The organism is Nannocystis punicea (assembly GCF_026965555.1).
GTDB lineage: Bacteria > Myxococcota_A > Polyangia > Nannocystales > Nannocystaceae > Nannocystis > Nannocystis punicea.
Genome location: NZ_CP114040.1, coordinates 13,182,432 through 13,197,380 on the forward strand (window position 1 = coordinate 13,182,432; position 14,949 = coordinate 13,197,380).

Below are 14,949 nucleotides of genomic sequence, written 5' to 3' on the forward strand. Positions count from 1 at the left end.
GTCGCGCGTGTCGAGGTTCTTCATCGATCGGCCGATCTTCGCCATTGTCCTGGCGATCATCGTGGTGCTCATCGGCGGGCTGGCGATCACGTCGCTGCCGATCGCCCAGTACCCCGCGATCGCGCCGCCGACGATCTCGGTGAGCGCGAGCTATCCGGGCGGCTCGGCCAAGACGCTCGAGGACACGGTCACGCAGGTCATCGAGCAGCGGATGGTCGGCCTCGACGGGCTGCGCTTCGTCTCCTCGTCGAGCGACGGCACCGGCTCGGCGCAGCTGACGTTGACGTTCGAGCCCGGGACCAACCCCGACATCGCCCAGGTGCAGGTGCAGAACAAGCTGCAGCTGGCGATGCCGCAGCTGCCGCAGGAGGTCCAGCGCCAGGGCGTGCGCGTGGTCAAGTCGGCCAGCAACTTCCTGCTGATCGCCGGCTTCGTGTCGATGGACGGCAGCATGACCCGCAACGACATCGCCGACTACGTGGTGTCGGCGCTGCAGGACCCGGTCAGCCGCGTCCCCGGGGTCGGCGACGTGCAGGCGTTCGGCTCGCAGTACGCGATGCGGGTGTGGCTGAACCCCGACCGGCTCATCTCGTACAAGATGACGCCGCTCGACGTGATCGCGGCGATCCAGGCCCAGAACGCGCAGGTCTCGGCCGGGCAGTTCGGCGGCCTGCCGCAGGTCAAGGGCCAGCAGCTCAACGCGACGATCACGGCGCAGACGCGCCTGCAGACGGCGGAGGAGTTCGGGGCGATCTACCTGCGCGTCAACCCCGACGGCTCGCAGGTGCGGCTGCGCGACGTGGCCCGCATCGAGCTCGCGGGCGAGAGCTTCGACGTCGAGAGCTTCTACAACGGCAAGCCGACGGCGGCGATGGGCATCCGCCTGGCCGCGGGGGCCAACGCGCTCAACACCGCCGACGCGATCCGGGCCCGCCTGGTCGAGCTCGAGCAGTTCTTCCCGCCGGGGCTCAAGACGGTCTATCCGGTCGACACCACCCCGTTCGTGCGGATCTCCATCCGCGAGGTCGTCAAGACGCTGGCCGAGGCGATCGTGCTGGTGTTCGCGGTGATGTACCTGTTCCTGCAGAGCTTCCGCGCCACGCTGATCCCGACCCTGGCGGTGCCGGTGGTGCTGATGGGCACGTTCGGGGTGCTGGCGGCGTTCGGCTACAGCATCAACACCTTGACCATGTTCGGCATGGTGCTGGCGATCGGCCTGCTGGTCGACGACGCGATCGTGGTGGTCGAGAACGTCGAGCGCATCATGCACGACACCGGGCTGTCGCCGCGCGACGCGACGCGGCGGTCGATGGACCAGATCACGGGGGCGCTGATCGGCATCGCGCTGGTGCTGGCGACCGTGTTCATCCCGATGGCGTTCTTCGCCGGCTCGGTCGGGACGATCTACCGTCAGTTCTCGATCACGATCGTGGCCTCGATGGCGCTGTCGGTGGCGGTGGCGCTGATCCTGACGCCGGCCCTGTGCGCGACGCTGCTGAAGCCCGGGCAGGGCCTGGCCACGCGCGGGTTCTTCGGCCTGTTCAACCGCTCGTACGAGCGCGCGGCCGGGCTCTACCAGCGCGGCGTGGCGTGGCTGCTGCGCTGGCGGAAGACGGCGATGCTCGGGTTCCTCGCGCTCACTGCGGGGGTCGGGCTCCTGTTCATGCGCGTGCCGACCGGCTTCTTGCCGGAGGAGGACCAGGGCTCGCTCACGGTGCAGGTGCTGCTCCCGCCGGGTTCGACGATGGAGCGCACCCGGGTGATGATGGAGAAGATCACCGACTACTTCCTGACGCAGGAGGCCGAGGCGGTCGAGTCGGTGCTGTCGATCTCCGGGTTCGGCTTCAGCGGCCGCGGCCAGAACTCCGGGCTCGCGTTCGTCCGCCTGCGCGACTGGCACGACCGCGAGAAGCGGGAGCTGTCCGCCAGCGCGATCACCAAGCGGGCCTCGGGGGCGTTCAGCAAGTTCAAGGAGGCGACGGTGTTCGCGTTCGTGCCGCCGGCGATCAGCGAGCTCGGCAACGCGACGGGCTTCCAGCTGCAGCTGGAGGACCGCGCGGGGCTCGGGCACGAGGCGCTGATCGCGGCGCGCGACCAGCTGCTCGAGCTGGCGATGAAGGAGCCGTCGCTGACGAAGGTGCGCCAGGGCGGGCTCGACGACACGCCGCAGTTCAAGATCGACGTCGACCGCGAGAAGGCGGCGGCGCTCGGCGTCGGCCTGTCCGACATCAACGCGACGCTGGCGGCGACCTGGGGCGGGGTCTACGTCAACGACTTCCTCGACCTCGGGCGCACCAAGCGGGTGTACCTGCAAGGCGACGCGCCGTACCGCATGCAGCCCGACGACATCAGCCGCTGGTACGTGCGCAACAAGAACGGCGAGATGGTGCCCTTCTCGGCGTTCGCCAGCGGCAGCTGGACGTTCGGCTCGCCCAAGCTCGACCGCTTCGGCGGCTACCCGACGATCCTCATCCAGGGCGAGGCGGCCCCGGGCTTCAGCTCGGGCGACGCGATGGCGACGCTCGAGCGGCTGATGACGCAGATGCCCGCCGGCATCGGCCACGAGTGGTCGGGCCTGTCGTACGAGGAGCGGATGTCGGGCGCGGGCGCGATGATGCTGTACGCGCTGTCGCTCCTGGTGGTGTTCCTGTGCCTCGCGGCGCTGTACGAGAGCTGGTCGATCCCGATCGCGGTGCTCCTCGGCGTCCCGCTCGGGGTCGCCGGCGCGGTGTCGTCGACCCTGCTGTTCGGCCTCGCCAACGACGTCTACTTCCAGGTCGGCCTGCTCACGACGATCGGCCTGTCCGCCAAGAACGCGATCCTCATCGTCGAATTCGCCAAGGAGCTGCGCGAGCAGGGCAAGAGCGGGGTCGAGGCCGCGCTCGAGGCGGCCCGCGAGCGCCTGCGACCGATCTTGATGACGTCGCTGGCGTTCGGCCTCGGCGTGCTGCCGCTCGCGCTGTCCTCCGGCGCCGGCGCGGGCGCCCAGAACGCCATCGGCGTGGCCGTGCTCGGCGGCGTCACGACCGGCACGTTCCTCGGCATCGCGCTGGTGCCCGTGTTCTACGTGGTGATCGCGCGCCGCGACCCGCCGCCCCGCACCGTCGCCCAGGTGCCGGCGCCGGTGCGAGAGCCTGCCCACTAGGACATGGGCTTCTGGACATGTTCTTCAGAACATGTCCTTGAAGAACACGAGGCGAGGTCGGCGATTCACTCCGCGGGCGGAGCGGAGCCCGCGGCCTTCCCGGCGAGGTACCGCCGCGCGGCCTCGAGGCCGGAGAACAGGTGCGAGGGGTCGACGGCGGCGGCGAGGAGCCTTTGCTGGACTCCATCCGGGGCGAACCATGCGACGGGACGAGGCGAGCGGTCGAGGCTGCGGAGGACGGGGAAGAGGGCGCCGGCCATCCCCTCGAAGTTGCGCAGGTCGACGAGCACCGGCGCGCCCGGCGGGGCGGCGGCGAAGAAGTCGCGGAGGGCGGGCTCGTCGTCGCTGGTGAGGTGGCCGAAGATCCGCAGGTGGCGCGGGACGCCGCCCAGGTCGGCGAGCGGCGGCCCGAGCGCGAGGTAGCCGTGGAGCTGCTCGAGGCGGAGCTGCGTCGCCTCCTGCTTCAGGAGCTCGCGGGCGAGGGCGTGGAGCGCCGCGAACCAGGTGTGCGACGGGTCGCCTGGGCGCGGGCTCCTCGCCTCGAAGCTCGAGGTGGTGCCGTCGACGGCGGTGATCGCCCCGAGCAGGGCGATGCCGTCGATGCACACTCTGGCGTCGGCGTCGGCGAGGGCGAGCGGGTCGAGGAGGCGTCGCAGCGCTTCGATGCGGGCCTCGTCGACGACTGCGCGGTCCTCCCAGTGGGCGGGCAGCTCGGACGGCGCATGCAGGCCGGTGGCGAACGAGGCGAGGCGGACTTCGCCGGCATGTCCCGAAGGACAGTCGATCGTGACGAGCGTGTGGGGGTGAAACGAGGGGGCGTAGAGGCCGAGGTAGCGCGTGACCCCGGGCGGGGGCGGGGCCGGGGCCAGGAGCGCGAGGGCGCGGGCGAGGTGGGTGCTGACGATGGACGCGGGCATGGTGGTCGTTCGTCCGGGCGGCGCCGCAGCGCTGGCGACTGTCCCTGGGGACAGGTCGCCGCCGGGGCTAGGGGCCGCCGCCGCAGGCGCCTGTGACCTCGTCCCGCTGCGCCTCGCAGCCGGCTTGCATCTCGAACTCGACGCACGGCAGATCGACGAGGCAGGCGAACCACTCCTCGAGCGCCTCGCCGCACGCGGGGCTGCTGTAGTAGACCTGGGAGTTGAGGTAGACCTGGCACGAGCCGGCCGCGTAGTCGGGCACCGGCTCGTCGTAGCACTCGGCTTCCTTGGCGCCGAAGGCAGTGCAGGCGGCGCCGGCCTCGGGGAAGCAGCCGTTCGAGGCCTCGACCTCGGCCTCGCACGCGGTCTCGTCGGTGCAATCGCTGGCCTGTAGACACTCGTAGACGGCGTCGTGCGCGGCGAGGCAGACCGGACCGTAGATGGCCTCGACCTGGGCGCGGATCATCGCGCAGTAGGCGAGATACATGTCCTTCATCGCCTCGGCCTCGGGCTCGCACTTGATCAGGTAGGCGACGTACGCCTCGCAGGCCTCCCCGCCGCCGCCGGTCTCGGTCGTGGTGCCGGGCTCGGTCGTGCCGCCGGTGGTCGGCTCGCTCGCGCCGCCGGTGGTCGGCTCGGTGGCCGTGTCGCCGGTCGTCGCGGTCGTCGTGGTCTGCGTGCCGTCGGTGGTGCCGTTCGTCGAGTCGGTGGTCCCGCCGCTGTCGTCGGTGGTGTCGTCACCGTCGGGATTGCAGGCGATCGGTAAGGAGCCGAGCGAGAACAGGAAGGCGAGGCTGCGATAGGCCGAAGACTCCATATCCTCGCAATGTATCGCGTCCGCGGCCCGGATGCGCGCTTGGAGGGCGGGCGGGACCGCTCAGGAGAGGTTGAATCCGCGTCGCGGGCCCCAGACCTCATGGCCCCCGCCAGGAAGTGGCGGAGATGCCGTGTCTCATGGAGGTATGTCGCCTGGAGGGCCGCGGAGCCGGGTGCGGCGGAGTGCGCGGGCTCCTCGCGACCCGCGAGGTGCGTCGGCGACGGCGAGCGCGAGGGGAGTCGAGGGATGGCGGTTGTTCGCTCGGCGACGGCTCGCGGAGCGCGCGGAGAGCGAGGCGCTCTTGAAGCCTGTCCTCGGGGACATGTGGTTCGTTGCGGCTACAGGCCGGTGCCGCAGGTCTCGGTCACCTTGGTCTGCTGAGCGTCGCAGCCGGCGTGCATCTCGAAGTCCATGCACGGCAGCTCGGTGAGGCACGCGTAGTACTCCTGCGACAGGCCGAGGGTTCCATAGCCTCGCAATGTAGCGCGTCTCCGTCCTGGCGCCGGTCCGGCGGGCAGGCCGCCCAGGCAAGATTTGCGTCGCAGGCTCGAGACTCCGTTCCATCTCCGCGAGGTCGTGGTGCCGAGCGCCTGTCTCATGAGACATGCCTTGATTACGCGGCCCCATCGGGGTGTCGGCGACGCCACAGGCGTTCTGCGGTCGGGAGGAGAGTCTGTCCGATGAGACATGTGGAGCGATAATCGGCGGCGCGGCAGTCATGGTCCTCTCGAACGACGCGGCGTGCCGCGGCCGGGCAGGTAAGACTGTCCGATGGGACAGGTCGGCGGCGCATCAGCGCGGCGAGGGCCGCCCGCGCAGCTCGGCGAGGATGTCGGTGGTCTCGGCGCTGCGCTTGAGGCCCTCCAGGCGCAGGCGCATGTCGCGGGTCAGGACGCGAGCGACGATCGGCTCGACCACCGGGGCGGCGAGTCGCGGGCGAGTGGCGAAGTTGTAGCGGAAGACCACGCGGGTGCGGTCCTCGGCCAGCCGTTTAAAGAGCCATGCGCCGGAGAACTGTCGGAAGAGCCATGGCCCCCGGGTCATCTTCATCGCGACCTGGTCGGGCGGGTTGACGGTGATGTACTCGACCTCCATCGTCAGGCCGTTGTGCGCGCGGACCCACACGCGCACGCCGACGGCCGCCTCGGTGGCGCCGCCCAGGAACTTCATACTGTTTAAAAATGGGTCCCAGCGCAGGCGGAGGTCGTAGTCCTGGGCCAGCTCGAACAGCTCGGCGTGCGGGGCGTCGATCTCGAGGTCGGCGGCGATCGTCGGCATGGCTGGGCGGCAGCCTACCGCGGAGCGCGGCGCGAGCGGGCGCGGCGCGACGAGGTGCCGCGGGATCGTGTTCCGTGGCGGGCGTGTGGGCGCCCGCGGGTCGGCGAAGATCAGGCGCGGCGAGGATCAGGCGCGGCGTCGCAGGCGGGCGACGCGGCGCTCCTCGAGCTGGAACAGGCCGACGCCGACGAGGACGATCGCCCCGCCGGTGAGGGTGAGGGCGCCCAGCTGTTCGCTGCGATAGATGCCGCCGAGGACGACGGCGATCGGCGGGGTGATGAGGGCGACGAGGGCCATGAGGGTGGCGCTCAGCCGCTTGAGGAGGCCGTAGTAGATCATGAAGGTGACGATCGAGCCCATCAGCGCGAGGTAGGCGATCGAGAGCATGACTGTGGGCGTCCACGGGAACGGACGCGACCACTCGCCCGCGGCCCCGGCGACCAGGAGCAGGACGAGGCTGCCGATCAACATGCCGGCGCCGCTGAGGAAGACGGTGGGCACGTCCTTGCCGTCGCGCTTGATCATGACCTGCGGGTAGCCCTGCACGAGCACGGAGGCGGTGACGATGGCGACGCCGAGCGCGGTGTCGGAGCCGAGCTCGCGCAGGCTGCCGTACGACAGCAAGGCGAGGCCGGAGAAGCCGAAGACGATGGCGAGCAGCTTGGCGAGGGTGAGGCGCTCCTTCAAGATGAAGTGCGCGAGGACGGCGACCCAGAAGGGGAAGAAGCCGAAGGTCAGGGAGCCCAGGCCGGAGGGGATCCACAGGGCCGCGACGTAGGTGCAGCCGTAGCCGAAGCCGAAGCTGAGCAGGCCGACGAGGAGCGCGAGCCGCCAGGCGGTGCGGTCGCGGAAGGAGGCCGGGGCCATGACGAGCGCGGCCGGGAGCAACAGCGCGGCCGCGATGGCGAACCGCAGCGAGGCGCCCAGCAGCGGCGGCATGCCGGCGTCGACGCCGAGCTTGATCGCCAGCCAGGTCGAACCCCAGATGAGGCACAGCAAGATGTAGCCGACGGCCGCCACTGCGCCGCGCAGTATACCGAGGTGGCCGTGTCGTCGAACCGCCGCGACAGGCGCCGGGTCGGCGCGAGCGCACGCGCCCGCGAGGCGTGAGGCGAGAATGAAGTGTCCTTCAGGACATGTCCCGTGAGCGGTGCGCTCGGGTGCGTCACGGCGCGGGAGGCCGCGACGCGACGGGCGAGTGTCCGCGACGGACACCGGCCGCGCGGTGACTTCGAGGCGCGACAGGTCGCATCACCCGGTGTGAGAGGCGACCGCGCGGAACGACCTCGAGGAGTGATGGACCGAGGTCGCTCGGGCGGTGGGAGAGGCGCGGCCGGGGCGACCTAGCGAGGGATGGACCGAGGTGGCTGCGGCGGTGAGAGAGGCGCGGCCGGGGCGACCTAGCGAGGGATGGACCGAGGTCGCTCGGGCGGTGAGAGAGGCGCGGCCGGGGCGACCTCGAGGAGGGATGGACCGAGGTGGCTCGGGCAGTGGGAGAGGCGCGGCCGGGGCGACCTCGAGGCGTGATGGATCGAGGTCGCCGGCGCGGAGAGATGCGGGGGTGTCGAGGTCCGGCGCGCGAGGGGGTCGCGGCGTTTCGCGGCTCAGGCCCTGACCTTCTTGGCGGTCTTCTTGGCCGGCGCGGCCTTGGCGACCTTCTTGGCCGCGGTCTTGGCGACGACCGGTCCGGCGGCCTCGCCCGCGGCGGTGGGGGCGAGGCGGATCTGCCCGCGCACGCGGTAAAAGCCGCCGCTGCCCGACAGCTCGAGGCCGTCGACGAGGTAGCGCGTGCCCGGCGTGCGGATGTCGCGCGGGAACTGGACGTTGAAGTCCTTATCAAAGCCCGGCGACAGCGGGCGGACGCGGACCTTGCCGCCCTCCTCGATGCACTCGACGAGCACGCCGGTGGCCCCGGCGGCGGCCTGCGGCAGGGCCTGGCCGACGGTCGCGACCTGGACGCTGCGCTCGGCCTTGACGAGCTTGAGGTCGGGGACCTTGCCCTCGCGCGCCTGGGCGATCGCTGCCTCGCTGACGTCGATGCAGGCGAAGGCGCCGTCGCCGGTGACGATGTAGAGCTTGTCGGCGTGGTACTGCATCGACAGCGCGGAGCCGCAGGTGGTGTCGAGCTTCCACAGGCGGGTGCCGGCGCGGTCGAAGCAATAGACCGAGGAGGCGTTGTCGCCGGCGAACACGTACTTGCCGCCGGGGGCGGCGGCGCACGAGAAGACGCTGTCGTCGCACTTGTAGCGCCGACCCTGGACGCCGGCCTTGGTGAAGACCTCGACGTGATCGCTGGTGGTGCCGGCGTAGACCTCGGTGTCCTCCTGCCAGCCGAACAGGACGCTGCCCTCGGTCTTCTTGGCCCACAGCTTCTTGCCGCTCCAGTCGTAGGCGGTGATGCCGTCGGCGTGGCCGTGGTAGATGCCGGCGCCGTCGCAGCGGACCATCCAGCCGCCGTGATTGAAGCTCTTCTTGGCCCACAGCTTGTCGCAGTCGTGGTCGAGGACGGTGACCTGGCCGTCGTTGCTGCTGACCGCGAGCGAGCCGTCGTGGATGTCGAGCCAGAGGATGTTGACGTCTTCGCTGATCTCGTAGGCCTCGAAGGGCTGGGCGCCCGAGAGGTCGTAGACCTTGCCGTCCTGGCAGCCGCAGTAGAGCCACTGATCGTCGCGCACGAGGCTCATGACGCCCTCGGGGACCTTCATGCGCCGCACGACCTTGCCGTCGTGGTCGAGCGCGGAGATCTGGCCGTCGTCGTCGCCGACCCAGCACAGCTCGTCGTCGACGAAGACGCCGAAGGCGCGGTCGCCGCTGTCGTAGCGCCACAGGACCGGAGCGCGGGTGGTGCCGGCCGCGGCCGCCCGGCTGGTCGCCACCGGCCGCTCGGTGACAGAGCGCTTCTTGCGGACGCCCTGCACTGCCTGCGCATAGCCCTTCTTGAGCTTGCCCTGGATGGCTTTCTGCGCCTCCTTCTGGGCCTCGGCGGGGCTCGCGTAGCTCTTGCTCTGGGACTGCCCGGCGTCGCCGATCCGCCCGTAGCGGATGTCGACCTGCTTGCCCCTGACGATGACCTCGTAAAACTTGTGCGAGCCGCCGCCCTCTTCGGACAGCTCGAGATACGTCCGCTCGTCGCTCATCGCGTAGCTCCTGCCATGCCGAAGGTACACCGTCGCCCCATCCCCCGCGGCTCGCGGGCTTGCGCGCGTATGCGCGCGTGGAGAGGAGGGGTTCTGCCGATCTGGAGCCTAGGGGGCCCCACGGTTGGGGGCTCTTGCCCAGAGCGAGACGATCGGTGATCGTGGCGCGAAGGAGGGGTCTCTTGCTCGCGGAACGCCTTTATTTACCAGCCCAGGCCGGTAGCTTCCCCACCCCGCGCGTGGATTTCGACGGCGAGCTGGGGCTTCTACGCCTCGAGGGCGAAAGCCACCCCGAAGAGGCCGCGCAGTTCTATGCGCCCCTGATCCTCTGGCTCGACATGCTGATCACCTCCCCACCAGCATCGGTGGTGTTCGAGCTGCGCCTGACGTTCTTCAGCGCGGCGACTCGACCGCAGCTGCTGGCGCTGCTGCGCCGCCTGAAAAAGTGGGCCAACCGCGGGGCCGAGGTCCGCGCGACCTGGTACATCGACCCAGGCGACGAAGACATGGTCGATGTGGCAGGCGACCTGGCGATGATGTCCGGGCTGGCGATTCGTGTGGTCAGCACTGTGGTGAATCACTCGGCGGTGCTCGGGATCGCGGTTTGAAGCGGTGGCGGGGGTGAAAAGAGCCGCTCGCCCGCGGCTCTTTGCATTTTTTGGGGGCTGGTGCGGGCTTCGAGGGCGTTGCTGCGAGGAGAGGTCGCGAGGAGCAGTCGCTTCGAGGCGGACGTCGCACGGCGCGGTCGGGCCCCGGATGAGGCGCGGCGAGGGTCGCGAGCCGGTGTCCGGGGCGACCTGTCCCTTCAGACAGTCCTCGAAATTCGAGGCGGCAGGGCGTTTCGAGGCGGCAATTGCCTCGTTCTGCGGAACTCAGGGCCAGGTCGCCCCGGCCCCCGTCCACGGGAGCTCTCTTGGTGCGTGACGGTCGGCGCAGCCGAGATCCGGGGCCCGGCCGCGCCTGAACCGCGAGCGGCTGTGCGCGGAGGAGCGAGAGGAACCGAATCGAGGGTGTAGCTGTAACTCGTGCCGGGGGGCTTCGATGAAGCGGCTCCCAACTGTTACTGGGGGCCACCAACTCGCGTTGTGCCTTCGTCTCACAATATTGGAGATTTTGAGGTCCTTGCGCTGAGGGTTCCGATCGGGCAGATTTTCTCTGCGTCCGAATCTACTGTGAGAATCGAGTATGCTCGGCCAGTTCCGACCCAAACGGACAACCTTGAATCATTATTGGCGCATCCCCGATGCCTTGAGGGCCACGTGGATGTGGGGCCCATCGCCTACGAGGGCCTGCCGATGAGCCGCTCACGTCGCTGGATCGGCCGCTGGGCAATCCTCGGCTGCGTGGCCTGCGGCGACGCGGAACGGCCGCGGTACGTCACGGAGCACCTCGAGGTCGAGCTGTACGACGGCGAGGTGCTCTGTGCCGGCACGCTGGCAATCATGGATATGCAGATGGAACGGGTGGCTGCATTCCTCGGGATTGACCCGCCCTCGCAAATCCCGGTGTTCTACGGACCCTCTGCGGTCACGGAGGGTTGCGGAGGGAGCTGGGGCGGATGTGCCCGGGCGAGCGGTGTCTTCGCAACCAGCGGCTCTATCTTCCATGAGCTCGTCCACGCGGTTCGACAGAGCCAGGGCGATGGCGGCGCCGTCGGCACCTGGTTGTTCGAGGAGGGCATTGCCGAGATGCTGTCCGGCTATCGGTGGGACCCGTATTCTGCGTGGCTGCACCCAAGTGAGATCGAGCGTGGGCCCGAAGTGCTGGCGGACTTTCCCCGCGGCGAGGGCAAGTTCATCCCAGGGGATTACGCTACCGCGGCACACTTCGTGTCATGGTTGCGAATGGTGTATGGCGATGGAACGCTCGTGGCGTTCCTCAACGATCCGCGATACCTCGATGGAGAGGCGTATGACGATGCATTTGTCAGTCACTTCGGCCTTTCGATGGAGGACGCCGACAGCGCTTGGCGGGCGTCGGCGCCGGAGGAGTACGCCTGGTCGGAGAGCTGCGACCCATCCTACGCCCTGGCATGGGCGGGGTCGGTGCTGGAGTTCACGGACACCGTCGACTGCGAAGCCCCTCACACCACGGGTCCGCGGGATGGTACATACGTCACTCTTCGGAGTCACTGCTTCACGCTCGCCCAACCGGGCACGGTGCGTGTCGAATTCCTGGCGAATGGGGGCTCGCTCCGTCTCGTTCCAGTCGACTGTGTCGACACGGGCGAGTTCGCGCCTGAATCGTACGACTATAAATCGCTGGGCGGCGGCGACGAGCTGGAGTTGCCTTTCGCTGCCTGCACGTGGGAGGTGCAGGTCGACAGCGTGGCCAGCTTGACGCTCGACTTCACGCTGCGCCTGACGCAGCTCTGAGGGAGGCTCACGCGTGCTCGGCGGTGAGGCCCCGGCCCTCGCGGATCTTCCGCTCCAGGGCGCCGAACACCAGGCCGTCGACGAGGACGCCGAGGAGCATGACGACGAGCATCCAGGCGAGCAGGCCCTCGGCGTCGCTGAGCTCGCGCGAGAACTGCAGGCGCACGCCGATCGACGGCGCGTGGCCGATGATGACGAGGAGCTCGCCGGCCATCAGGCTGCGCCAGGCGAACGCCCAGCCCTGCTTGAGGCCGGCGACGAAGCCGGGGAGGGCGGCGGGGATGATGATGTGACGGTAGAGCGAGAGGCCGCGCGCGCCCATGACCTTGCCGGCGCGCACCAGGAGCGGCGGGACCTGGTCGGTGCTGGTCAGCAGGCCGATGGCGATCGATGGCGCCGCGCCCAGCACCACGACGGCGAGGATCGCCGCCTCGCTGAGCTGGAACAGCAAGATCGCCAGCGGGAACCATGCCACGCTCGGCATCGTCTGCAGGCCGGTCAGCAGCGAGCCGGCCGCCGTGCGCAGGACCTTCACCCGCGCCAGCATCAGGCCGAGGCCCACGCCGGCGACCAGAGCGATCGCGTAGCCGAGCAGCGCCCGCTTCATGGTGATCGCCGCGGCCACGCCGATGTCACCGGCCAGGAGGTCGGTCCACAGCCGGGCCAGCACGGCGCCCGGGCCCGGGAGCACGTACTCCGGCCGCCAGCCGCTCAGCACCACCAGCTCCCAGACCGTCAGCGCGAGGGCCAGCGCGGCCAGCTTGGGCCAGGCGGCCGCCCACAGCGCGCGCCCGCGGCCGGGCTTGCCGCCGCCGGGCTGGCGATCGGCCCGCGTCGGGTCGCCGACGGCGGCGCGCAGACCGGCCCGCAGCGGGTCTTCTGGATCTGTCCGTTCGGGCATGTCGACGAGGACATGTCCTTCTCGACTCTTGTCGTCGCGGCCGCCGTCCTCGCCGCCGGGCAGGGCGTGCAGGTGCGGGCGCGCGGGCGGGGCCTCGCCGGCGAGCTCACGCTGCGGCACGGGCGGCCTCGAGCAGGCGGTCGGTGATCGTGCGGGCCAGGCGGGCGACCTCGGGCGACTCGATGCGGCGCGGGCGGTCGAGGTCGACCTGGTACTCGGCGACGAGGCGACCTGGCCGCGAGGACAGGAGGAGCACGCGGTCGCCGAGGCGCACGGCCTCGCGGACGTTGTGGGTGACGAACACGACGGTGAGGCCGGTCTTCTGCCACAGCGCCTCGAGCTCGCTGTGAAGGTGGTCGCGCATCATGGCGTCGAGCGCGGCGAACGGCTCGTCCATGAGCAGGAGCTCGGCCTGCTGGGCCAGGGCGCGGGCCAGGGCGACCCGCTGCTTCATGCCGCCCGACAGCTCGTGCGGGCGCCGCCGGGCGAACTTCTCGAGGTGCACGAGCTGCAGCAGCTCGGACACCCGCGCGGCCCGGGCCTTCCGCGACAGCCCTTGCATCTGCAGCGGAAAGGCCACGTTCTCCTCGACGCTCAGCCAGGGGAACAGCGCCGACTCCTGGAACATCAGCGCCGGCCGGCCGCCGGCCACCACCACCTCGCCGGCTGAGGGGGTGTCGAGCCCGGCGACGAGGTTCAACATGGTCGACTTGCCGCAGCCCGAGGCCCCGACCACGCACACGAACTCGCCCTTCTTGACCGCGAACGACATCGTGTCGAGCGCGACGACGGCGTCGCCGCCGGCCCCGTGGCGCTTGGTGACCCCGTCCAGGCGCAGCGCCACCGGGGCGGGCGAGGGGCTCAGGACGGACAGCGGGACGTGCGGCAGAGCGGCGCTCATCGTTTTCCTCGGCTCAACAGGCGTACATTATGCTGAACGCTTCGTCAATCCACGGAAGTCCGGCGAGGTCCGTGAAATCCGCGAAATCCTGCAGCCAAGGGGGCCTGGCGGCCCGTAGAGCCCGCCCGGTCGGCACCGTCCCGTTCGCTGCCTTACCGCGCTGGTCGGGGTGTCCGCCGGGCTGGCGCGCGGTCGCCCACCTTGGAATTTTTCCAGTGGCCGCACGGGCATACCGCGATCAGGGTTCGAGCATGAAGCCCTACACTCCTACATGGATCGTGCTCATGGACGGCTCGCGCGGCCGGATCCTGGTGCAGGAAGCACCCGGCGCCGTGCTGACCCGTCCGTTCGGCGACGGATTCACGAGCGGGCGGGAGCTCAGCCACGAAGTCGGGGAAGACCGGCCAGGCCGCTCGCGCGGCTTCGCGGGCGCGTCCGCCCGCCACGCGTTCGAGCCGCGCAGCAACCCGCACGACAAGGCGGAGCTCGAGTTCAGCGGACAGGTCGCGGCGTTCGTCGACCGCGGCGTCGGGGACCGCCGGGTCCAGCGTGTGATCCTGGTCGCTCCGCCGCGAGCCCTGGGCGACCTGCGCAGGGCCCTGTCTCCGCGGGCGTATGCGCGGGTGCACTCGGAGATCTCCCACGACTGGATCGATCTGCCCGACGAGGAAATCGCCGCCCGCCTCGGCGACAAGCTCCGCAGCCCGCTGGCCGTCGACTCCAGCCTGGCGGTCTGACCTGTTGTGCCTCGGGACATGCTCCTGCCTGCATGGCCCTGAAGGAAGGTCCCTGTAGAACGCTGTCCTGATGTGCGCAGGGCGCGGCCCAGCGGGCCACGCTCTGCGCGCGCCTGCGCGCGTTTTGGAGCGCGTGGTCGCTCGCGGTTCGCATGAGAAGCGTGCGCCGCGGCTGGCGAGCTCTGCCGACGTTCGCGCCGCTCGGAGCCGGCTCGGGCTGCGCTCGCCGAACGCGGTATGTCCCTCCGGACATGTTGGCGTCGGCCGGACGCCTGGCCACCGCGCGCGACGAGGTGTCCTATCGGACAGGTGTGATCCGCGCGTTCAGCATCGGGGAGCGCCGCGGGCGACCAAGCGTGCGCCGCCGCTGGCGAGCTCTGCAGCCGTTTGTGGCGCTCGAGCCGGCCTCGGCGGCGCTCTCCGAGCTCAGCATGTCCCTTCGGACATGTCATGGGCGGTCGGGCGGCTCGCCCGTCATCGGGGAGCGCCGCGTGCGATTGGGATGGCTCCGATGGCGCCGCCGCATGTCGAGGCCGCCTGGACGCCGGCGACGGACGTACGGGGGGTGTCCCGTGAGACAGGCGTGAGCGGGCTCGTCGGTCCTCGGGGAGCGCCGCGAGCGACCGGGGGAGGCTCCGAGGTACCCGCTGCATGTCCGAGGGGACATGTTGAAACCGGCTGGACGGCTGGCCGGGCGCGTACGGACGGAGCGTCCGGTGGACAGGCGTGATCCGGCTCTCG

General features: G+C 70.3%; 12 protein-coding genes. 4 read left to right on the plus strand and 8 right to left on the minus strand.

Annotated features, from left to right (window positions below; all coding sequences use genetic code 11):
• The first annotated feature begins 7 nt into the window (after nucleotides 1-7).
• A complete protein-coding gene (locus O0S08_RS50865) occupies nucleotides 8-3,145 on the plus strand; it encodes an efflux RND transporter permease subunit (RefSeq protein WP_269036822.1) in 3,138 nt (1,045 codons plus the stop codon).
• A gap of 65 nt (nucleotides 3,146-3,210) precedes the next feature.
• Here O0S08_RS50865 and O0S08_RS50870 read toward each other — a convergent pair whose 3' ends face one another.
• From O0S08_RS50870 to O0S08_RS50895, 6 genes are all read right to left on the minus strand, one after another.
• The gene (locus O0S08_RS50870; protein WP_269036823.1) at nucleotides 3,211-4,062 is read right to left on the minus strand and encodes a hypothetical protein; all 852 of its coding nucleotides are present in this window, start codon (nucleotides 4,060-4,062) and stop codon (nucleotides 3,211-3,213) included.
• A gap of 67 nt (nucleotides 4,063-4,129) precedes the next feature.
• Nucleotides 4,130-4,879, minus strand: a complete 750-nt coding sequence (locus O0S08_RS50875; protein WP_269036824.1) for a hypothetical protein — start codon at nucleotides 4,877-4,879, stop codon at nucleotides 4,130-4,132.
• 338 nt (nucleotides 4,880-5,217) lie between these two features.
• Complete coding sequence (locus tag O0S08_RS50880) at nucleotides 5,218-5,358, minus strand: hypothetical protein (RefSeq protein ID WP_269036825.1); 141 nt, start codon at nucleotides 5,356-5,358, stop codon at nucleotides 5,218-5,220.
• A gap of 313 nt (nucleotides 5,359-5,671) precedes the next feature.
• Entirely contained in the window at nucleotides 5,672-6,157 is a 486-nt protein-coding gene (locus O0S08_RS50885; protein ID WP_269036826.1) for a type II toxin-antitoxin system RatA family toxin, read from the minus strand.
• A gap of 126 nt (nucleotides 6,158-6,283) precedes the next feature.
• Nucleotides 6,284-7,177, minus strand: a complete 894-nt coding sequence (locus O0S08_RS50890; protein ID WP_269036827.1) for a DMT family transporter — start codon at nucleotides 7,175-7,177, stop codon at nucleotides 6,284-6,286.
• A 584-nt stretch (nucleotides 7,178-7,761) separates the two neighbouring features.
• The gene (locus O0S08_RS50895; RefSeq protein WP_269036828.1) at nucleotides 7,762-9,294 is read right to left on the minus strand and encodes a WGR domain-containing protein; all 1,533 of its coding nucleotides are present in this window, start codon (nucleotides 9,292-9,294) and stop codon (nucleotides 7,762-7,764) included.
• 182 nt (nucleotides 9,295-9,476) lie between these two features.
• Here O0S08_RS50895 and O0S08_RS50900 point away from each other — a divergent pair, with 182 nt between their 5' ends.
• Both O0S08_RS50900 and O0S08_RS50905 read left to right on the plus strand, forming a co-directional pair.
• Nucleotides 9,477-9,902, plus strand: coding sequence for a SiaC family regulatory phosphoprotein (locus O0S08_RS50900; protein ID WP_269036829.1), 426 nt, complete (start codon nucleotides 9,477-9,479; stop codon nucleotides 9,900-9,902).
• A 687-nt stretch (nucleotides 9,903-10,589) separates the two neighbouring features.
• Nucleotides 10,590-11,669 (plus strand): hypothetical protein, encoded by a 1,080-nt coding sequence (locus O0S08_RS50905; protein ID WP_269036830.1) that lies wholly within the window; start codon nucleotides 10,590-10,592, stop codon nucleotides 11,667-11,669.
• A 7-nt stretch (nucleotides 11,670-11,676) separates the two neighbouring features.
• Here O0S08_RS50905 and O0S08_RS50910 read toward each other — a convergent pair whose 3' ends face one another.
• Complete coding sequence (locus O0S08_RS50910; RefSeq protein WP_269036831.1) at nucleotides 11,677-12,690, minus strand: ABC transporter permease; 1,014 nt, start codon at nucleotides 12,688-12,690, stop codon at nucleotides 11,677-11,679.
• Entirely contained in the window at nucleotides 12,677-13,471 is a 795-nt protein-coding gene (locus tag O0S08_RS50915) for an ABC transporter ATP-binding protein (RefSeq protein WP_269036832.1), read from the minus strand. Before O0S08_RS50915 ends, O0S08_RS50910 begins: the two co-directional genes overlap by 14 nt.
• A gap of 251 nt (nucleotides 13,472-13,722) precedes the next feature.
• On the opposite strand from O0S08_RS50915, the gene O0S08_RS50920 reads away from it, so the two are divergent.
• Nucleotides 13,723-14,208 (plus strand): host attachment protein, encoded by a 486-nt coding sequence (locus tag O0S08_RS50920; protein WP_269036833.1) that lies wholly within the window; start codon nucleotides 13,723-13,725, stop codon nucleotides 14,206-14,208.
• The last annotated feature ends 741 nt before the right edge of the window (nucleotides 14,209-14,949 follow it).

Coding starts and splice junctions, on each gene's coding strand:
- O0S08_RS50905 (WP_269036830.1), top strand. CDS start 10,590: ATGAGCCGCTCACGTCGCTGGATCGGCCGCTGGGCAATCCTCGGCTGC.
- O0S08_RS50870 (WP_269036823.1), bottom strand. CDS start 4,062: ATGCCCGCGTCCATCGTCAGCACCCACCTCGCCCGCGCCCTCGCGCTC.
- O0S08_RS50875 (WP_269036824.1), bottom strand. CDS start 4,879: ATGGAGTCTTCGGCCTATCGCAGCCTCGCCTTCCTGTTCTCGCTCGGC.
- O0S08_RS50895 (WP_269036828.1), bottom strand. CDS start 9,294: ATGAGCGACGAGCGGACGTATCTCGAGCTGTCCGAAGAGGGCGGCGGC.
- O0S08_RS50915 (WP_269036832.1), bottom strand. CDS start 13,471: ATGAGCGCCGCTCTGCCGCACGTCCCGCTGTCCGTCCTGAGCCCCTCG.
- O0S08_RS50920 (WP_269036833.1), top strand. CDS start 13,723: ATGAAGCCCTACACTCCTACATGGATCGTGCTCATGGACGGCTCGCGC.
- O0S08_RS50885 (WP_269036826.1), bottom strand. CDS start 6,157: ATGCCGACGATCGCCGCCGACCTCGAGATCGACGCCCCGCACGCCGAG.